Origin of the sequence: Serratia sp. HRI (assembly GCF_010119335.3) — a bacterium.
GTDB lineage: Bacteria > Pseudomonadota > Gammaproteobacteria > Enterobacterales > Enterobacteriaceae > Serratia > Serratia nevei.
Window position 1 is genome coordinate 255384 of record NZ_CP083690.1, and the last position, 18606, is coordinate 273989.

At 58.9% G+C, this 18606-nt stretch carries 18 protein-coding genes and 3 tRNA genes; 11 read left to right on the top strand and 10 right to left on the bottom strand.

Going from position 1 to position 18606, the window contains the following annotated elements; all coding sequences use genetic code 11:
* Window positions 1–166 precede the first annotated feature (166 nt).
* Complete coding sequence (sodB, locus tag GF111_RS01270; protein ID WP_004931333.1) at window positions 167–745, top strand: superoxide dismutase [Fe]; 579 nt, start codon at window positions 167–169, stop codon at window positions 743–745.
* Window positions 746–806: 61 nt separating this feature from the next.
* On the opposite strand, the gene GF111_RS01275 is transcribed toward sodB, so the two are convergent.
* Window positions 807–896: a YnhF family membrane protein gene (locus GF111_RS01275; RefSeq protein ID WP_019455989.1), complete on the bottom strand. Its 90-nt coding sequence runs from the start codon at window positions 894–896 to the stop codon at window positions 807–809.
* 324 nt (window positions 897–1220) lie between these two features.
* On the opposite strand from GF111_RS01275, the gene purR reads away from it, so the two are divergent.
* Window positions 1221–2246, top strand: coding sequence for an HTH-type transcriptional repressor PurR (gene purR / locus GF111_RS01280; protein WP_033638375.1), 1026 nt, complete (start codon window positions 1221–1223; stop codon window positions 2244–2246).
* Here purR and punR read toward each other — a convergent pair.
* A complete protein-coding gene (gene punR / locus GF111_RS01285; RefSeq protein WP_055313111.1) occupies window positions 2243–3187 on the bottom strand; it encodes a DNA-binding transcriptional activator PunR in 945 nt (314 codons plus the stop codon). The two genes, purR and punR, sit on opposite strands and share 4 nt — an antisense overlap.
* Window positions 3188–3310: 123 nt before the next feature.
* Here punR and punC point away from each other — a divergent pair, with 123 nt between their 5' ends.
* Window positions 3311–4522, top strand: coding sequence for a purine nucleoside transporter PunC (punC, locus tag GF111_RS01290; RefSeq protein ID WP_055317077.1), 1212 nt, complete (start codon window positions 3311–3313; stop codon window positions 4520–4522).
* A gap of 344 nt (window positions 4523–4866) precedes the next feature.
* Entirely contained in the window at window positions 4867–6018 is a 1152-nt protein-coding gene (gene cfa, locus GF111_RS01295) for a cyclopropane fatty acyl phospholipid synthase (RefSeq protein ID WP_047727654.1), read from the top strand.
* Between the two features lie 63 nt (window positions 6019–6081).
* Here cfa and GF111_RS01300 read toward each other — a convergent pair whose 3' ends face one another.
* Both GF111_RS01300 and GF111_RS01305 read right to left on the bottom strand, forming a co-directional pair.
* Entirely contained in the window at window positions 6082–6375 is a 294-nt protein-coding gene (locus GF111_RS01300) for an I78 family peptidase inhibitor (protein WP_038874785.1), read from the bottom strand.
* 54 nt (window positions 6376–6429) lie between these two features.
* On the bottom strand, window positions 6430–7080 hold the full coding sequence (locus tag GF111_RS01305) for a riboflavin synthase (protein WP_016927930.1): 651 nt from the start codon (window positions 7078–7080) through the stop codon (window positions 6430–6432).
* 233 nt (window positions 7081–7313) lie between these two features.
* Between GF111_RS01305 and GF111_RS01310 the strand changes: the two genes are divergently transcribed.
* From GF111_RS01310 to GF111_RS01340, 7 genes are all read left to right on the top strand, one after another.
* Complete coding sequence (locus tag GF111_RS01310; protein WP_038874783.1) at window positions 7314–8690, top strand: MATE family efflux transporter; 1377 nt, start codon at window positions 7314–7316, stop codon at window positions 8688–8690.
* A gap of 181 nt (window positions 8691–8871) precedes the next feature.
* Window positions 8872–8948: transfer RNA gene (locus GF111_RS01315), tRNA-Val, on the top strand.
* A gap of 20 nt (window positions 8949–8968) precedes the next feature.
* A tRNA-Val gene (locus GF111_RS01320) sits at window positions 8969–9045 on the top strand.
* Between the two features lie 20 nt (window positions 9046–9065).
* Window positions 9066–9142: transfer RNA gene (locus GF111_RS01325), tRNA-Val, on the top strand.
* Between the two features lie 119 nt (window positions 9143–9261).
* Entirely contained in the window at window positions 9262–9567 is a 306-nt protein-coding gene (locus tag GF111_RS01330; protein ID WP_047727656.1) for a cupin, read from the top strand.
* A 394-nt stretch (window positions 9568–9961) separates the two neighbouring features.
* A complete protein-coding gene (gene pykF, locus GF111_RS01335; protein ID WP_038870996.1) occupies window positions 9962–11374 on the top strand; it encodes a pyruvate kinase PykF in 1413 nt (470 codons plus the stop codon).
* Window positions 11375–11682: 308 nt separating this feature from the next.
* Window positions 11683–11919 carry a major outer membrane lipoprotein gene (locus GF111_RS01340; protein ID WP_004931354.1) on the top strand — a complete coding sequence of 79 codons (237 nt, stop codon included), beginning with the start codon at window positions 11683–11685 and terminating at the stop codon, window positions 11917–11919.
* Between the two features lie 140 nt (window positions 11920–12059).
* Here the strand turns inward: GF111_RS01340 and GF111_RS01345 are convergent, their stop codons facing one another.
* The 6 genes from GF111_RS01345 to sufB form a co-directional block, all read right to left on the bottom strand.
* Window positions 12060–13073 carry a L,D-transpeptidase family protein gene (locus GF111_RS01345; RefSeq protein WP_038871000.1) on the bottom strand — a complete coding sequence of 338 codons (1014 nt, stop codon included), beginning with the start codon at window positions 13071–13073 and terminating at the stop codon, window positions 12060–12062.
* A gap of 296 nt (window positions 13074–13369) precedes the next feature.
* Complete coding sequence (sufE, locus tag GF111_RS01350; protein ID WP_038871003.1) at window positions 13370–13786, bottom strand: cysteine desulfuration protein SufE; 417 nt, start codon at window positions 13784–13786, stop codon at window positions 13370–13372.
* Between the two features lie 36 nt (window positions 13787–13822).
* The gene (sufS, locus tag GF111_RS01355; RefSeq protein ID WP_048233564.1) at window positions 13823–15049 is read right to left on the bottom strand and encodes a cysteine desulfurase SufS; all 1227 of its coding nucleotides are present in this window, start codon (window positions 15047–15049) and stop codon (window positions 13823–13825) included.
* Window positions 15046–16332 (bottom strand): Fe-S cluster assembly protein SufD, encoded by a 1287-nt coding sequence (sufD, locus tag GF111_RS01360; RefSeq protein ID WP_055317084.1) that lies wholly within the window; start codon window positions 16330–16332, stop codon window positions 15046–15048. Before sufD ends, sufS begins: the two co-directional genes overlap by 4 nt.
* Entirely contained in the window at window positions 16307–17053 is a 747-nt protein-coding gene (sufC, locus tag GF111_RS01365) for a Fe-S cluster assembly ATPase SufC (RefSeq protein WP_004931365.1), read from the bottom strand. The genes sufD and sufC overlap by 26 nt, the downstream gene beginning before the upstream one ends.
* A 43-nt stretch (window positions 17054–17096) precedes the next feature.
* Window positions 17097–18593: a Fe-S cluster assembly protein SufB gene (gene sufB / locus GF111_RS01370; protein ID WP_038871010.1), complete on the bottom strand. Its 1497-nt coding sequence runs from the start codon at window positions 18591–18593 to the stop codon at window positions 17097–17099.
* Window positions 18594–18606: the final 13 nt, after the last annotated feature.

Here is an 18606-nt window from a genome sequence, read left to right on the forward strand (position 1 = left end):
AACCGCCTGCTCAAGCTATCGTCCATCGCACTTCCCCACGCGCATTTCTCGCTTTTCCTCCTGTTTTTTATGATGAAAATTGTTAATATTGAATGACCACAATAAAAAACGGCCCATATGGTTCTCGCCCCGGCGGGAAGCGAATGGCGCTGTAAAGGAGGAAGCAATGTCGTTTGAATTACCTGCATTACCGTATGAGAAAAACGCGCTCGAGCCGCACATCTCCGCCGAGACCCTGGAATACCACTACGGCAAACACCACAACACCTACGTGGTTAACCTGAACAACCTGGTGAAAGGCAGCGAGTTCGAGGGCAAATCGCTCGAAGAGATCATCAAGACCTCTAACGGCGGCGTATTCAACAACGCTGCGCAGGTGTGGAACCACACCTTCTACTGGCACTGCCTGTCGCCACAGGGCGGCGGTGAACCGCAGGGCGAACTGGCGGCAGCGATCGTCAAATCCTTCGGCTCTTTCGCTGCGTTCAAAGAGCAGTTCACCGATGCCGCAGTGAAAAACTTCGGTGCAGGCTGGACCTGGCTGGTGAAAAAACCGGACGGCGCGCTGGCGATCGTCAACACCTCCAACGCGGCCACCCCGCTGACCGGTGAAGACAAACCGCTGCTGACCGTTGACGTGTGGGAACACGCGTATTACATCGATTACCGCAATGCGCGTCCAAAATACCTGGAAAACTTCTGGGCGTTGGTCAACTGGACCTTCGCAGCGGAAAACCTGGCGTAAGCGCAGGTTCTGAGGTGATAAGGCGCAGCCAGGCTGCGCCTTTTTTATAACCGGGGGTAAATCAGTTCAACGCGGCAACGAAGCTGAAAGCGATAATGACCGCCAATGCGCAGACGGTGGTGAACAGCGACATCTTCAATTCGGTATCCATGACAACTCCTTTAAAATGGGCTTTCCTAAGGATAAAAGGCGCACAATTAGTACGTCAAATCATTTTCCCACAGTTCGCCGATAAAATCTTGTTATCATTTCCCGGTTTATAATCTCGATTACCTCTTCCACTTTTGTTCAATATGCGACAAAATTCGCAGTTCACAACTGCGTACCGGCATCCATGCCCCTCCTGATTAAGCGCTGAAGACTTCAACACACTAAAAACTCAGTTTTCGCTTCTCTGGAGAAGGATCTACGTAGGCAAACGATTAACATCACACTTACATGCTGTAAACATGTGAGTTCAGGAGTCATTCCTTACATGGCAACGATTAAAGATGTGGCCAAACGCGCGGGCGTTTCCACCACCACCGTTTCGCACGTCATCAATAAGACTCGTTTCGTCGCCGAAGAGACCAAAGCGGCCGTGTGGGCCGCCATTAAAGAGCTGCACTACTCGCCGAGCGCCGTAGCGCGCAGCCTGAAAGTCAATCACACCAAGTCGATCGGCCTGCTGGCCACCTCGAGCGAAGCGCCCTACTTTGCCGAAGTGATCGAGGCGGTGGAAAACAGCTGCTACAGCAAAGGCTACACCCTGATCCTGTGCAACTCGCACAACAATCTGGACAAGCAGCGCGCCTACCTGGCGATGCTGGCGCAAAAGCGCGTCGACGGCCTGCTGGTCATGTGCTCCGAGTACCCCGATCAGCTGCTGGGCATGCTGGAAGACTACCGCAACATCCCGATGGTGGTGATGGACTGGGGTGCCGCGCGCGGCGACTTCACCGACACCATCATCGATAACGCGTTCGAAGGCGGCTATCTGGCCGGCCGTTACCTGATCGAGCGCGGCCACCGCGATATCGGCGCCATTCCGGGCCAACTGTCGCGCAATACCGGCGGCGGCCGTCACCAGGGCTTTATGAAGGCACTGCAGGAAGCGCATATCGACATTCGCGAAGAGTGGATCGTCCAGGGTGACTTCGAGCCGGAGTCCGGCTACAAGGCGATGCACCAAATCCTGTCGCAAAAGCAGCGGCCGACCGCGGTATTCTGCGGCGGCGACATCATGGCGATGGGCGCCATCTGCGCCGCCGACGAGCTGGGGCTGCGGGTGCCGCAGGATATTTCCGTGATCGGCTACGACAACGTGCGCAACGCCCGCTACTTCACCCCGGCGCTGACTACCATTCACCAGCCGAAAGAACGCCTGGGCGAAATGGCCTTCACCATGCTGCTGGATCGCATCATCAGCAAACGCGAAGAGTCGCAGGTGATCGAGGTGCATCCGAAGCTGATTGAACGCCGCTCGGTCGCCGACGGCCCGTTCATCGACTACCGCCGCTAATCCCCCGCGCCGGAAGCCTGCACGGCTTCCGGTTCCGCCTCGCTCAGCCACTCCTGGTTCAGCGTCTCCCCATCGCCCAGATACGCCAGCAGCCAGCTCATCGCCGGTGAGGGTTTATCCTGCTGCCAGGTCAAGCAGCAAGGGCTGGCGGGAAACGGCTGCTGCAGCTGCAACGCCTTCAGCTCACCGCGCTGCACCCGCGGCAGTGCCCGATGTGCCGGCATCATGCCGACACATAACCCGGCGCACAAACAGTCGAGCGCCGAAGTCCAGTCCGGCACCACCAGCCGCCGCTGGTTATCCAGCGTCCAGGTGACGCGCTTGGGCAGATTGCGCGAGGTGTCCTCCAGGCAAAGTGAAGGGTACGGCCGCAGCAGCTCGTCATTCAGCGGCCCAGTCAGTTGCGCCAGCGGGTGCTGCGGGCTGACCACGCACAGCCAGTTCATATAACCCATGTCGCGGAAGGCGAAGCCGCCGCCGACCGGCACCGCACGGGTGGCGCCGATCGCCATGTCCGCCCTGCCGTCCACCAAGGCATCCCACACGCCGTTGAACACCTCGGGTTGTAGCATCAGTTCGACGTCGGGGAAATGACGGTAGAAATCCAGCACCAGTTGGCGGCTGCGCTGCGGTTTGACGATGATGTCCACCGCAATATTCAGCTGGCCGCGCCACCCGTTGGCCACCTGCTGACAGTGGCGGCGGGTGTCGAGCATTTTTTTGATAACAACTCGCGCATCCTTGATAAACAGCGCGCCGGCCGGCGTCAACTCCACATCGCGGTGACGCCGCTCGAACAGCGGCACCGCCAGCCATTGCTCCAGCTGCCGTACGGTATAGCTCACCGCCGACGGCACCCGGTGCAGCTCCTGCGCCGCCGCGCTGAAACTGCCGGTGCGCGCCACCGCGTCGACCACTTCAAGAGAATATTCAGACCACATCGCTTTGCCTTCAATTTTTTTAACAGCACTTTGCAAATATTACCGTTTCACAAGCAGAGATCCAGCCGGATACACTGGCCGGCGCTAAAAACCTGCGACATTAAAATATTAACGAGAAATACCATGCGAAATTCCTTTGGCTTTATGTTCTACCTCGCCGGCCTGAGCATGCTGGGTTATCTGGCGACCGACATGTACCTGCCCGCCTTCGGCGCCATGCGGGAAGAACTGCAAATTTCCGCCGGCGCGGTGAGCGCCAGCCTGAGTATCTTCCTGGCCGGCTTCGCCTTCGCGCAGCTGCTGTGGGGGCCGCTCTCCGACCGTCTGGGCCGCAAACCGGTCTTATTGATCGGCCTGACGCTGTTCGCCCTCGGCTGCCTGGGCATGCTGTGGGTGGAAAACGCCGTGCAGCTCTGGATCCTGCGCTTTATTCAGGCCGTCGGCGTCTGCTCCGCCACCGCCATCTGGCAAGCATTGGTGATCGACCGTTACCGCGAAGGCCAAGCCAACCGCGTATTCGCCACCATTATGCCGCTGGTGGCGCTGTCGCCGGCGCTGGCCCCGCTGCTGGGCGCCTGGTTGCTGAACCACGCCAGCTGGCGCGCGATCTTCGCCGCGCTGTTGGTGATCACCGCGCTGCTGCTGCTGCCGACGTTGATGCTCAAAGAGCGCGCCAAAACGCAACCCACCGCCGATGCGCCAAAAAACGGCGTCAGCTTCTGGCAACTGTTGAAATCCCCGGTGTTCAGCGGCAACGTCGCCATGTACGCCGCCTGCTCGGCCGGCTTCTTCGCCTGGCTGACCGGCTCGCCGTTCATCCTCGGTGACATGGGCTACAGCCCGAGCGACATCGGTCTGAGCTACGTGCCGCAAACGCTGGCCTTCCTGCTGGGTGGCTACGGCTGCCGCGCCGCGCTCAAGCGCATCAATGGCAAAACCCTGCTGCCGTGGCTGCTGGTAGCTTATGGTGTCAGCATGGTGGCGCTGTATCTGGTGGCGACCCTGACCGAGCCGACGCTCACCACGCTGCTGATCCCGTTCTGCGTGATGGCGCTGGTCAACGGCGCCGGCTACCCAATCATGGTGGCGAATGCGCTGATGCCGTTCCCGGAAAGCAGCGGCAAGGCCGCCGCGCTGCAAAATACGCTGCAGCTGGGGCTGTGCTTTGTGGCAAGCATGCTGGTGTCGGCGTTTATTGCCCAGCCGCTGTTGGCGACGGTGACGGTGATGGTATCGACGGTGATCCTGGCCGCGCTGGGGTATTTCCTGCAGCGGGGAAAAGCGGCCGATGCGCAGCGAAAGGCGCAGCGGGAACATGCTAACTCAGCGTCATAATTACCAAGTTTAATAATCACTTAAAGAATATGCGTGCCGAGTGCGATTTACAGTTGAGTCAACGCCTCGGCACGCCTATACTCAAAAACAACCTTGTAAAGTAACACCTTATAATCTCTATATCTCAATTAGCGCTTGTGTACGCGCTTTGCGTCACACTCTTTTTTTAAGGATGCATTTATCCCGCGCCGTTCGCGTCGGGTAGCTTCTTAAAATTTCCTCTGTTCATAGTCGGATATCAGACGCCGCGGGCCTATTTTCCGCCGGTAAACGTATGCACCCGCAGAAATTGTCTAAGCTGTTTCCTAACGGGTCATCAGTCAGAAGAAGGTGATGGAGAAGCTATGAGTTCATCGTGTATAGAAGATCTGAGTATCCAGGATAATCAGTGGTACCGTATCGCGCATGAAATGCTCGGCCTGGCCGGCATTGAAATCAACGGATCGCGCCCCTTCGATATTCAGGTTAAAAACCCCGATTTCTTTAAACGCGTTCTGCAACAAGGGTCGCTGGGGCTGGGCGAAAGCTATATGGACGGCTGGTGGGAATGCGAGCGGCTGGATATGTTCTTCCAGCGCGTGGTCAGCGCCGGGCTGGAGAAGAAACTTCCCCACCACCTGAAAGATACCCTGCGTATCGCCGCCGCGCGCCTGACCAATCTGCAATCGAAAAAGCGCGCCTGGATCGTCGGCAAAGAACATTACGATCTTGGCAACGATCTGTTTACCCTGATGCTCGATCCTTACATGCAATATTCCTGCGGCTACTGGAAAGACGCTACTACGCTGGAGGAAGCGCAGGAAGCCAAGCTGCGGATGATCTGCGAAAAACTGCAGCTGCAACCGGGCATGCGCCTGCTGGATATCGGCTGTGGCTGGGGCGGCCTCTCCGCCTATGCGGCGAAGCATTACGGCGTGTCGGTGGTCGGCGTGACCATTTCCGCCGAACAGCAGAAGCTGGCTCAGGCGCGCTGCGCCGGGCTGGATGTGCAGATCCTGCTGCAGGATTACCGCGATCTGCATCAGCAGTTCGATCGCATCGTGTCCGTCGGCATGTTCGAGCACGTCGGGCCGAAAAACTACCGCACCTACTTCAACGTGGTGGAACGCAATCTGGCGCCGCACGGTTTGTTCCTGCTGCACACCATCGGCTCCAACAAAACCGACATGAACGTCGATCCGTGGATCAACAAGTACATTTTCCCGAACGGCTGCCTGCCTTCAGTGAGCCATATCGCCCAAGCCAGCGAAGGCCATTTCGTGATGGAAGACTGGCACAACATCGGTGCCGACTACGATCGCACGCTGATGGCCTGGTTCGAACGCTTCAAACAGGCGTGGCCGCAGCTTGCCCCGCGCTATTCCGAACGCTTCGAGCGGATGTTCAGCTACTACCTGAACGCCTGCGCCGGCGCGTTCCGGGCGCGCGATCTGCAGCTGTGGCAGGTGGTGTTCAGCCCGAAAGGCGTTGAAGGCGGCATTCGCGTCGCGCGCTGAACCATAAAAAAGCCCCGGCAACATCATCGCCGGGGCTTTTTTTGCTCTCTCGGACCCTGCGGGTTAACCGCAATAAACGCGAATGATTTTATCGTTGCTATCGCCGAGGAAGTTCAGGCGGCGCAGGTTGAAATCCATGGTAACGGCAGAGTTGTACGGAATGGCGCGCACCTTGGCGTCGATCCGCACGCCTTCCAGCGAGGTCATCGGCTTACCGACGAAGTTTTGATACTGCGAAGCGCCGCAGGTATCGTCCGCATCGGCCATTTGCGCGCCGGCGCCCTGCTCAGGTGAGCTGCTGCAGGCGCTCAGCGCCAGCAACGCGGTTAACAACAACGTTTTCCCATAAAACTTCACGCGTTTCTCCTCTCTGCTTATGATTCGATACCGGCGGCAACGCCAGAATCGCTGTCAGTCTTTGTGCGCCGGCGCCATCGCCGCCGCCAGCGTCGCTTCCCGGTTGGCCAGCACGCGCTCGACGGTATCCACCACCGCCTGCGTTTGCGGATCGATTTCGATGTTCACCTTATCGCCCAGGCGTTTCTTACCCAGCGTGGTGCGATCCAGCGTTTCCGGGATCAGGTGCACACAGAAACGATTATTCACCACTTCGCCGATGGTCAGGCTAATGCCGTCGATGCCGATGAAACCTTTGTGCAGCACATATTTCATCAATTCCGCATTCGGCATGCGCAGCCATACCTGGCGGTTATTTTCTGACGTATAAATCTTGGCCACTTCCGCCGTGCAGATAATATGGCCGGACATCAAATGACCGCCAATTTCGTCATTGAATTTCGCCGCGCGCTCGATATTGACGATGTCGCCCAGCGCCAGATCGCCGAGGTTGGTCAGGCGCAGCGTTTCCTTGATCAAATCGAAGCTGACGCGGTTGCCTTCCACCGCGGTCACGGTCAGGCAGCAGCCGTTATGGGCCACCGACGCCCCCAGCTCCAGCCCCGGCAACAGCTCGGCAGGCATCTCGATCACGTGGGTGCGGAAATTGGGTTTCTCATCAATGGCGACCAGCGGCGCGGTGCCTTGTACGATACCGGTGAACATATGTGCCTCTTCTTACTAATAGGTTAAAACGCTCCCGGCAGTTTGCCCCAGTTGGCGCTGAAAACCAAATCCGCGTAGGCAAAAAATGCGGGCCTGCGCATTTAATAACTATTTATCTGCGGCGTTTGCTTAACGACGCCGAGCAGGTACAATATTTTTGACAAAATTCCGCTATTTTAATTGTTGTCCTCTCGCGGCAGCCCTCCCACATATATAAATAGAAAGGTGTATGCGTGCAGAAGTACTTAATTGAAGCGCGTAGTTTATTGGCTCTCGCTATCCCGGTCATCATCGCGCAAATATCGCAAACCGCCATGGGCGTGGTGGATACCATCATGGCCGGCGCCTACAGCGCCACCGACATGGCGGCGGTTGCGGTCGGCACTTCAATCTGGCTGCCGGCCATCCTGTTCGGCCACGGCCTGCTGCTGGCGCTGACCCCGGTTATCGCCCAGCTTAACGGCGCCGGGCGGCGCGATCGCATCGCTCATCAGGTGCGCCAGGGCTTTTGGCTGGCTTCCGGCGTGTCCGTGCTGCTGATCGTGGTGCTGTATAACTGCAAGTTCGTCATCGACATGATGCACAACATCGACCCGCAGCTGGCGGATAAAGCCGTCGGTTATCTGCACGCCATTATGTGGGGAGCGCCGGGTTACCTGTTCTTCCAAGTGATGCGCAACCAGTGCGAAGGCCTGTCCAAAACCAAGCCCGGCATGGTGATCGGCTTCCTCGGCCTGCTGGTGAATATCCCGATCAACTACATCTTCATCTACGGCAAGTTCGGCATGCCGGAGCTGGGCGGCGTCGGCTGTGGCGTCGCCACCGGCAGCGTCTACTGGATCATGTTCCTGATGATGCGCTGGTACGTGAAGCGCGCGCCCTCGCAGCGCGACATCAAACGCCAGGCAGGCGATCTCGGCGGCCCGGACTGGGCGGCGCTGAAGCGCCTGATCGGCATCGGCATGCCGGTGGCGCTGGCGCTGTTCTTCGAAGTCACGCTGTTCGCCGTGGTGGCGCTGCTGGTTTCGCCGCTGGGGATCGTTGCGGTTGCCGGCCACCAGATCGCGCTTAACTTCAGCGCGCTGATGTTCGTGCTGCCGCTGTCGCTGGGCGTCGGCGCCACCATCCGCGTCGGTTACCGTCTGGGGGAAGGTTCGGTTGAAGGCGCCCGTGTCGCCGCCTACTCCGCCATCGGCGTCGGCATCACCATGGCCGTCTGCACCGCGCTGTTTACCGCCACCTTCCGCGAACCGATCGCCCTGCTGTACAACGACAGCCCGGCGGTGGTGGCGATGGCGTCGCAGCTGATGCTGCTGGCGGCACTGTACCAAATCTCGGATTCTATCCAGGTGATCGGCAGCGGCGTGCTGCGTGGTTATAAAGACACCCGCGCGATCTTCTTCATCACCTTCATCGCTTATTGGGTGTTGGGCCTGCCGAGCGGCTATCTGCTGGCGTTAACCGATGTGGTAGTGCCGGCAATGGGGCCAAGCGGTTTCTGGATCGGCTTTATCATCGGCCTGACCTTCGCCGCCATCATGATGGCGCTGCGCATGCGCTGGCTGCAGAAACAGCCGACCGCCGTCATCCTGCAGCGATCCACGCGTTGAGCCCGCGCCCGGCCGGTTTCATCCCCGGCCGGGCTGCGGTTTGCGGAAAAAAGCGCCGGACTGCGCACAACCTCAGCAATCGCGTGAAATACCGAATAAAATTGCGCTTTTCCCCTTGCCAGCACGCGGGTAGCTCGTTAATATTCGTCCCCGCTGTCAGCCATGACAGACAGGAAAAGATGCGTCCGTAGCTCAGTTGGTTAGAGCACCACCTTGACATGGTGGGGGTCGGTGGTTCGAGTCCACTCGGACGCACCAAATTCCTGAAGCAGTACAGTGCGTCCGTAGCTCAGTTGGTTAGAGCACCACCTTGACATGGTGGGGGTCGGTGGTTCGAGTCCACTCGGACGCACCAAATTTCAGAAGCAGTGCAGTGCGTCCGTAGCTCAGTTGGTTAGAGCACCACCTTGACATGGTGGGGGTCGGTGGTTCGAGTCCACTCGGACGCACCATATTGCTGATTCATCTCTTCCCCTATCGCGTTATACTCCCGTTGTTTCGTCTCTGCCCGACCGCCTGACTTTTATGTCGATTGCGCCGTGCTACCGCCATCAGCCACCAGGAACACCACATGACCACCTTTACCGCCAAAACCGCCTTTTTACCGCTCGACAATGGCCTTGCCCGCCGTGAAGGCGTGATGAGCGACGGTTCACCGGCGGCAGAAGTGCGTTTCGAGGCCGGCGCCTTCGGCCAGCTGCAAAAGCCCCCGCACGCGCGGCAAACCCAGGTGATCTCCGGTGAATTCGAATTTACCCTCGGCGGCGACACCCGGGTGGTACGGGCCGGCGAGAGCCTGATATTGCCGGCCAACGTCGCCAGCGGCTGCTTCTGCCTGAGCGCCGGCGTGCTGCTGGAAATTCCCCAAACGCGTTAAACCTGTATTTACAGCATGGTTATTTGCGCAACAAGCGACCCGCAACGCGTTGCATTTGCGCCACATTTGCCCCCGTTTTGACATATCCGCCGCGCCGCCGCGGTTTTTTATTTTGTTTCCCACCGCTTAGCCTTTATAATGCGCAACGTCTATCAGTTGAATGGTTTCAGCCCTTGATCTGCGAAAACGCTATAACAACACGATCTGATCTTACCCCGTTGCGCAGCATCCCCGCGCCCCCGCGCGGGCTGAATTTTTCCGCCCCGCTTCAACTGTCGTCACCTATCCTTAACTATGTTTTTCACCACCAGGCACGGCCCAAATTCCCTACCGGCGTAAACCGCGCCGGTCAAATTCGTTTTTTTATCCATCACAACTTGTAGAAAACTCCGCCATGAAAAAGACCAAAATTGTTTGTACCATCGGTCCAAAAACCGAATCGGAAGAAATGCTGACCAACCTGCTCAATGCGGGCATGAACGTGATGCGTCTCAACTTCTCTCACGGCGACTATGAAGAGCACGGCAACCGCATCAAGAACATGCGCGCCGTGATGGCGAAAACCGGTATCAACGCCGGCATCCTGCTGGATACCAAAGGCCCGGAAATTCGCACCATGAAACTGGAAGGCGGCAAAGACGCCTCGCTGGTCGCCGGCCAAACCTTCACTTTCACCACCGACCAGAGCGTGATCGGCAACAGCGATCGCGTAGCGGTCACCTACGCCGGCTTCGCCGCCGACCTGAAGATCGGCAACACCGTGCTGGTTGACGACGGCCTGATCGGCATGGAAGTCACCAACGTGACCGAAAACGAAGTCATTTGTAAGGTGCTGAACAACGGCGATCTGGGCGAGAACAAGGGCGTCAACCTGCCGGGCGTTTCGATCCAGCTGCCTGCGCTGGCCGAAAAAGACAAGCGCGACCTGATCTTCGGCTGCGAACAAGGCGTCGACTTCGTGGCGGCATCCTTCATCCGCAAGCGCTCCGACGTGCTGGAGATCCGCGAACACCTGAAAGCCCACGGCGGCGAGCAGATCCAGATCATCTCCAAGATCGAAAACCAGGAAGGCCTGAACAACTTCGACGAGATCCTCGAAGCGTCCGACGGCATCATGGTTGCCCGTGGCGACTTGGGCGTCGAGATCCCGGTAGAAGAAGTGATCTTCGCCCAGAAGATGATGATCGAAAAATGCAACCGTGCGCGTAAAGTGGTGATCACCGCCACCCAGATGCTCGACTCCATGATCAAGAATCCGCGCCCTACCCGTGCGGAAGCCGGTGACGTCGCCAACGCCATTCTGGACGGCACCGATGCCGTCATGCTGTCCGGCGAAAGCGCCAAGGGCAAATACCCGCTGGAAGCGGTCAACATCATGGCGACCATCTGCGAACGCACCGATCGCGTGATGCCAAGCCGCATCGATACCCTGAACGATCGCCGCAAGCTGCGCATCACCGAAGCGGTATGCCGCGGTGCGGTTGAAACCGCCGAAAAACTGGACGCGCCGCTGATCGTCGTCGCCACCAGCGGCGGCAAGTCAGCGAAATCCGTGCGTAAATACTTCCCGAACGCGGTGATCCTGGCGCTGACCACCAACCAGACCACCGCGCATCAGCTGGTGCTGAGCAAGGGCGTTATCCCGCAGATGGTCAAAGAAATCGCCTCCACCGACGACTTCTACCGCATCGGTAAAGAAGCCGCGCTGGCCAGCGGCCTGGCGCAAAAAGGCGACGTCGTGGTGATGGTTTCCGGCGCGCTGGTGCCGAGCGGCACCACCAACACCGCCTCGGTACACGTGCTGTAATATAAAACGTGACATAATTATCTTGATCAAAACGCCGCTTTGCGGCGTTTTTTTTATCGGCAGTAAACTATTTTTCTCAAAACGCAACCGCGAACTGCTCATTATTTAGCTAATAACAAATCGGAGTAGTCCCATGGAAGCCGGCTGTTTTCCCTCGTTTTTTTAACTAATTTGTAAAACCAGATGCAAGTTTGAGCGAACGATCAAAATAAAGCACCTCAACACTAAAAAATTATTCTCTTTCGAAAAAAGTTTGTGTAATACTTGTAACGCTACATGGAGATTAACTCAATCTAGAGGGTGTTATAATGAATCGTACTAAACTGGTACTGGGCGCGGTAATCCTGGGTTCCACTCTGCTGGCTGGCTGCTCAAGCAACGCTAAAATCGATCAACTGTCTTCTGACGTTCAGACTCTGAACGCTAAAGTTGATCAGCTGAGCAACGACGTGAACGCAATGCGTTCTGACGTTCAAGCGGCTAAAGACGACGCAGCACGCGCTAACCAGCGTCTGGACAACCAAGCTCACGCTTACAAAAAGTAAGATAGCTTTGGTTATTGAAAACGGCGCACATTGTGCGCCGTTTTTTTTTGCCTGTTTGTCGCCTGGGCTTTCCAGCTCGGCAGGCAAAAAAAAGAGGTTCAGCACGCTGAACCCCTCTTCGACCGCTCAGTCCTGCAAACTTAGTTCACTGAACTGATTGGTGCTGCCTTAAATGGGCTCTTATTCGCCGCTGGCGCCGCTACAGGCGTTAAACGCACCTCAGACGGGTTCTCCCCCACGTTGACCAGCACCGGCATGCCAGAGCGGCGTACAACCGCGCTATCGAACACGGCGCGATCGGTTTGCCCATCTGCAGCGAAGGCTTTCTCCGCTTTAGACAACGCAATCGGCATGGTCTGCGGATCGTCGCTTTCTACCCGCGACAGCGGCTGGTGCACTTCCACATAGCGTTTGCCGTCCGGCTCAACCGAAATCTTCACCGGATCGTTGATCACCTGCACCCGCGTACCGCGTGGCACCTGGTTGAACAGCGCTTCGATGTCCGTCGGACGCAGACGAATACAGCCGGAGCTGACGCGCATGCCGATCCCGAAGTTGGCATTGGTGCCGTGAATCAGGTATTCACCGCGCCCCATCGCCAGACGCAGGGCGAACAGCCCCATCGGGTTCTCAGGCCCGGCCGGCACCACCGCAGGCAGCGTCACGCCCTGGGACTGATAGCGTTTGCGGATGTTGGCGGTAGGCGTCCAGGTCGGGTTGGGGATCTTCTGGCTGACGGAGGTCACTTCCAGCGGCGTGTGCATCCCGGTCTGGCCGATACCGATCGGATAGACGATCACTTTGTTCTCGCCTTTCGGATAGTAGTAAAGGCGCAGCTCGGCCAGGTTGACGATGATCCCTTCACGCTTGGTATCAGGCAGCAGCATTTGGGTCGGAATGGTCAGCACCGTACCCGGCTTAGGCAGGAACGGGTCGGTGCCGGGGTTGGCTTCCAGCATGCCCAGCAGGCCAATCTTGTAGTCGGCGGCGATCGCCTCCAGCGGACGGCCGTCGTTTGGCACGGTATAAGTGGTGTTTTCACCGATCAGACGGCTGTCCGGCGGCGGCAGCGGGTACTCGGTCGCACTGGCGGCCTGCGTGCCGGCCAATACGGTGGCGAAGACCATGCCCATTAAACTCAACGCACGTTTCATTATCATCCCTATATTTTTTATGACGGTTCGTCCCCAAGGCTAACGAGCGCCTGGCGGCGGGTAAATCAGACAATACCTGATTAATACTAGCAATGCTGGCATCAAAGGCAATAAGTTCTCTAAAAATCAACACGTTATAACGTAATCACCGCCGCTGATTGTCAACGAAACGTCAACGGATAAGCTGCTGAAATATCACTGAATTGGGGATGTTATCTGGGGGGAAAGCGTGGATTGTAAAGGCTCATTGACAAAGCGAATGTATCAATGAGCCCTCAAGGACGGGGCGTTCAGGCTCAGGCCAGCTGCGTGGCTTTACTGCGAATGGCGCGGATCATCGCCTCCAGCCCCTGTGAACGCGAAGGCGTCAGGTGTTGGCTGAGCGCCAGCTCGGCGAAAAACGGCCGCACGTCAAGCTCGACAATCTGCTGCGGCGTCAATTGGCGATACAGAATAAACACCACCGCCAGCAGGCCTTTGACGATCGCCGCGTCGCTGTCGCCGTAAAATTCGACCTGCCCCTGCTCATCGAGGCGCATCACAATCCACACCTGGCTCTGACAACCGGAGATCAGGTTGCCGGCCTGCCGCTCGGCCTCGTCCAGCGGCGGCAATTTGGCGCCGAGTTCAATCACGTACAGGTATTTCTCCTCCCAGTTCAAACAGCGGGAGAAATTTCGCACCAATTTATCTTTGTCCGGCAAATTCGCCATGGGGATCCTTTTGTACCGCCGGGGACGCGCCCCGGCCTAGCCTAATAGCTGATGAATGCGTTGCAGCCCGGCCACCAGCCGGTCCACCTCTTCGCGGGTATTATATAACGCCAGCGAAGCGCGGCACATGCTCGGCACCTGATAAAACGCCATCAGCGGCATTGCGCAGTGATGGCCGGTGCGAATGGCGATGCCGTACTGATCGAGGAAGCTGCCGACGTCATAGGCATGGTGTTCACCCAGATTGAAGGCGATCACCCCGGCGCGATGGGCCGGGCCATAGACTTTCAGCGTCGGCACCTGGCTGAGCGCCTTCAGCGCGTAGTGCATCAGCGACTGTTCGTAATCGTGGATCGCATTCAGGCCCAGGGCTTCGACGTAATCGAACGCCGCCCCCAGCCCCATGATGCCGGCGCTGTTCGGCGAACCGGCCTCGAAGCGCCACGGCGGATCGGCGAAGGTGGTGCCCGCCGTCAGGCTGACCTGGCGGATCATCGAGCCGCCCCCTTCCCACGGCGGCATCTGCTGCAGCAGCGCCTGGCGGCCATACAGCATGCCGATGCCGGAAGGACCGTACAGCTTGTGGCCGGAAAACACGTAAAAATCGCAGTCCAGCGCCTGAACATCGACGCACTGGTGCATCACCGCCTGCGCGCCGTCCACCAGCACCGTCAAATTCGGCGCCAGGGCTCTGGCGCCGGCGATGATGTCGCGCACCGGGTTGACGGTGCCCAGCACGTTGGAGACCTCGGTCAGCGCCAGCAGTTTACAGGACGCATCGACCAGCTCCGGCAACCGCGCCAAATCCAGCGTACCGTCCGGCTGTAGCGGCCACACCCGCAGCTGCAGCCCGCGCTCTTGCGCCAGCATCTGCCACGGCACGATGTTGGCGTGGTGCTCCATCTCGGTGATGAGAATCGCATCACCCGGCTGCAGCAGGTGGCGGCCAAAGCTGTTGGCCACCAGATTGATGCCTTCGGTGGTGCCCTTGACGAACACCATCTCTTCCGCCGAGGCGGCGTTGATAAAGCGCGCCGCCTGCTCCCGCACCGCTTCCATCTGCTGAGTCGCCTCGGCGCTCAGGGTGTGGATGCCGCGATGCACCGCCGCATAACCGTGGCGGTAGAACTCCAGCTCGCGGTCGATCACCGCCTGCGGTTTCTGCGCGCTGGCGGCGCTGTCGAGATAGGCCAGCGGTTGGCCGTTCACCTCACGCGCCAGCAGCGGAAAATCGCCGCGCACGCGTTCAATCGGATAACTCATGCAGCCTCCCCCGGCAGGCGCTGGGCGATGCGCGCCAGCACCCGTTCCCGGATGGTGTCGTTGGCGATGCCTTCGGTCAGCTCGGCGGCGAAGGCAAAGATGATCATCTGCTGCGCCGCGTGTTTGTCGATGCCGCGCGACTGCAGATAGAACAGCTGCTCTTCATCGATACGCCCCACGGTGGCGCCGTGGCTGCATTTGACGTCGTCGGCGTAGATCTCCAGCTGCGGCTTGGTATCCACTTCCGCCACCTTACCCAACAGCAGGTTATGGTTGGTCATCTGGCCGTCGGTTTTGATCGCATGCTTGGCCACTTTGATCATGCCGTTGAACACCGCCTTGCCGCGATCGCTGACCACGGTTTTATGCAGCTGGCGGCTTTCGCAATAGCCTTTGTTGTGCTCCAGATAGGTGCGGGTATCGCAGATCTCTTTGCCCACCGGCAGCACCAGGCTGTTGATCACCAGGTTTGCGCCTTCGCCGTTCAGCTGTGCGCTGGTGTTGTGCCGCGTCAGGCCGGCGCCCAGCAGGAAGCTGTCGCTTTTCACCCGCGCGTCGCGGCCGATAACCAGATCGTTATGGGCAAAGTGGTAGCTCGGCTGGCTCTCAAACGCCAGCTTGCAGTGCAACAGCCCGGCGTTGTCCGCCACGTTGGCGGTCAGGCGCGCGCCGGTGAAGTGCGCGGCCTCGCCCAGGCTGACATAGTGTTCAATCACTTCCGCCTCGGCCCCGCGCCCGATCTCCAGATGGTGACGATGATGCACGGTGTTCACTTCCCCGGTGGCGCCGCGTCCGCTGCTGATGTGCAGCAGGTACAGCGGGCGGGCCGGGGCCTTGCCGGCCGGCAAACGAATCAGGCTGGTTTCCTGCGCCAGGCTTTCGGTCAGGTGCAGGAAAATCTCCGGCTGGATCGGCTCCGGCAGCGCCTGCGGCGTGCCGTAGGCGGTCAATTCGAACTGGTAGTCGCCCAGATCGCCATCGCTGAGCGCGGCGCTGTAGCGGCCGTCAATAAACACCAGCCGACAGGCATCGATGCCGAGCGCCAGCGCCTCAAGCTGCTCTGCGCTCACCGGCGCGGGCTGCGGATCGAGGAACTGCTGCTCCAGCAGGCTCTCCAGCGGCGTGTACTTCCAGTTTTCATGTTTGCGCGTCGGCCAGCCGAGGCGCAGCGCCTGCTGCCAGTGCGCCAGCGCATGCGGCGAACGCTCGCCGCCGCGGCCTTCGAACAGGCGATACAGCTGCTGCAGCGCGTTTGAATTACTGTTGGTCGGTAAGCCAGCCATAGCCCTGCTCCTCCAACTGTTTCACCAGCGAGAAATCGCCGGATTTAACGATGCGCCCCTGGGAAAGCACGTGTACGTAATCCGGTTTGATGTAGTCCAGAATGCGCTGATAGTGGGTCACGATGATAAAGGCGCGCTTGCCGTCCCGCAGCGAGTTGACGCCGTTGGCGACGATCTTCAGCGCGTCGATGTCCAGGCCCGAGTCGGTTTCATCGAGAATGCACAGATCCGGCTCCAGCGCCGCCATCTGCAGAATATCGTTGCGTTTTTTCTCACCGCCGGAGAAGCCGACGTTGACCGAACGGGTCAACAGATCGGCCGGCATATCCAGCAGCGCGATTTTCTCTTCGATGAAATCGGCGAAGTCAAAGCGATCCAGCGGCTCCTGCTCGCGGTATTTGCGCACCGCGTTGACCGACGTCTGCAGAAAGAAATGGTTGCTGACGCCGGGGATCTCCACCGGGTACTGGAAGGCCAGGAACACGCCTTCGCCGGCGCGATCTTCCGGATCCAGCTCCAGCAGATCCTTGCCCTTGAAGGTGACTTCCCCTTCGGTCACTTCGTACTCTTCACGCCCGGCCAGCGTGGCGGACAGCGTGCTCTTGCCCGAGCCGTTCGGCCCCATGATGGCGTGCACTTCGCCCGGTTTGATCTCCAGATCCAATCCCTTGAGGATCTCGTTGCCTTCCACGCTGACTTTCAAATTCTTGATGCTTAACATGCTGTGTCCTCAGATAGCGCCGACGGCGCTAAAAATGCGGCGATTAACCCACGCTGTGTTCCAGGCTGATGGCCAGAAGTTTCTGTGCCTCGACGGCGAACTCCAGCGGCAGCTCGGAGAAAACGTCCTTGCAGAAACCGTTGACGATCATCGAAATGGCGTCATCCTCGCTGATGCCGCGCTGCAGGCAGTAGAACAGCTGGTCGTCGCCGATCTTCGAGGTGGTGGCTTCGTGCTCCAGCTGAGCGCTGTTGTTGCGCGCTTCAACGTAAGGGAACGTGTGGGCACCGCTGTCCGGCCCGATCAGCATCGAGTCGCACTGGGTAAAGTTACGGGCGTTTTCCGCCCCCGGCAGGATTTTCACCAGGCCGCGATAGGTGTTCTCGCTGTGACCTGCAGAGATACCTTTGGCGATGATGGTCGACTTGGTGTTTTTGCCGATGTGGATCATCTTGGTGCCGGTGTCCGCCTGCTGATGGCCGCTGGTCAGCGCCACCGAGAAGAATTCGCCGATCGAATTGTCGCCCTGCAGGATCACGCTCGGGTATTTCCAGGTGATGGCCGAGCCGGTTTCAGACTGGGTCCAGGACATTTTCGAGCCGGCACCTTCGCACAGCGCGCGCTTGGTGACGAAGTTGAGGATGCCGCCCTTGCTCTCGCCGCCGGAGAACCAGTTCTGCACCGTCGAGTATTTCACTTCGGCGTCTTTATGCAGGATCACTTCCACCACCGCCGCGTGCAGCTGGTAGCTGTCGCGCACCGGGGCGGAACAGCCTTCGATGTAGCTGACGTAGCTGCCTTCGTCGGCGATCAGGATGGTGCGCTCGAACTGGCCGGTTTTGGCGGCGTTGATACGGAAATAGGTCGACAGCTCCATCGGGCAGCGCACGCCTTTCGGCACATAGACGAAGGTGCCGTCGGAGGCCACCGCGGCGTTCAGCGCAGCGAAGAAGTTATCGTTGGACGGCACCACGCGGCCCAGGTACTGACGCACCAGGTCCGGGTATTCCTGGATAGCTTCGCCGAACGAGCAGAAGATCACCCCGCTCTCCGCCAGTTTTTCACGGTAAGTGGTAGCGACCGAGACCGAGTCAAAGATGGCGTCCACCGCCACCTCACTGCCCTCGCGCACCGGCACGCCGAGCTGATTGAACGCCAGCTCCACTTCGCTGGTCAGGTAATCTTTTTCCGTCGCCGCGCCCGGTTGCTGCTCGGCGCCGGGTTGCGAACCGCAGGCATCGTCGCAGCTGCCGCAGGACGGCGCCGAATAGTAACTGTAGTCCTGGTAGTTCAGGCGATCGTAATTGGCCTTCAGCCAGTGCGGCTCTTCCATCTGCAGCCAGGCACGGTAGGCCTCGAGGCGGAATTCCAGCATCCACTCGGGTTCGCTGCGCTTGGCCGAGATGGCGCGCACCACCTCTTCGTTGATGCCTTTGGCCAACTCATCGGTTGCCAGCTGGGTGAAGAAACCTTCTTTGTAGCGACCTTCGCTGACCCAAGCCTGCACTTCATTAGGCATTTCTACATTGCTTCGTGTCATGTTGATTGCATCG

Coding starts and splice junctions, on each gene's coding strand:
- sufD (WP_055317084.1), bottom strand. CDS start 16,332: ATGGCTGGCTTACCGACCAACAGTAATTCAAACGCGCTGCAGCAGCTG.
- punR (WP_055313111.1), bottom strand. CDS start 3,187: ATGTGGTCTGAATATTCTCTTGAAGTGGTCGACGCGGTGGCGCGCACC.
- GF111_RS01340 (WP_004931354.1), top strand. CDS start 11,683: ATGAATCGTACTAAACTGGTACTGGGCGCGGTAATCCTGGGTTCCACT.
- GF111_RS01305 (WP_016927930.1), bottom strand. CDS start 7,080: ATGTTCACCGGTATCGTACAAGGCACCGCGCCGCTGGTCGCCATTGAT.
- sufS (WP_048233564.1), bottom strand. CDS start 15,049: ATGAGTTATCCGATTGAACGCGTGCGCGGCGATTTTCCGCTGCTGGCG.
- pykF (WP_038870996.1), top strand. CDS start 9,962: ATGAAAAAGACCAAAATTGTTTGTACCATCGGTCCAAAAACCGAATCG.
- GF111_RS01330 (WP_047727656.1), top strand. CDS start 9,262: ATGACCACCTTTACCGCCAAAACCGCCTTTTTACCGCTCGACAATGGC.
- GF111_RS01345 (WP_038871000.1), bottom strand. CDS start 13,073: ATGAAACGTGCGTTGAGTTTAATGGGCATGGTCTTCGCCACCGTATTG.
- purR (WP_033638375.1), top strand. CDS start 1,221: ATGGCAACGATTAAAGATGTGGCCAAACGCGCGGGCGTTTCCACCACC.
- sufB (WP_038871010.1), bottom strand. CDS start 18,593: ATGACACGAAGCAATGTAGAAATGCCTAATGAAGTGCAGGCTTGGGTC.
- GF111_RS01275 (WP_019455989.1), bottom strand. CDS start 896: ATGGATACCGAATTGAAGATGTCGCTGTTCACCACCGTCTGCGCATTG.
- sodB (WP_004931333.1), top strand. CDS start 167: ATGTCGTTTGAATTACCTGCATTACCGTATGAGAAAAACGCGCTCGAG.
- punC (WP_055317077.1), top strand. CDS start 3,311: ATGCGAAATTCCTTTGGCTTTATGTTCTACCTCGCCGGCCTGAGCATG.
- cfa (WP_047727654.1), top strand. CDS start 4,867: ATGAGTTCATCGTGTATAGAAGATCTGAGTATCCAGGATAATCAGTGG.
- sufC (WP_004931365.1), bottom strand. CDS start 17,053: ATGTTAAGCATCAAGAATTTGAAAGTCAGCGTGGAAGGCAACGAGATC.
- sufE (WP_038871003.1), bottom strand. CDS start 13,786: ATGGCGAATTTGCCGGACAAAGATAAATTGGTGCGAAATTTCTCCCGC.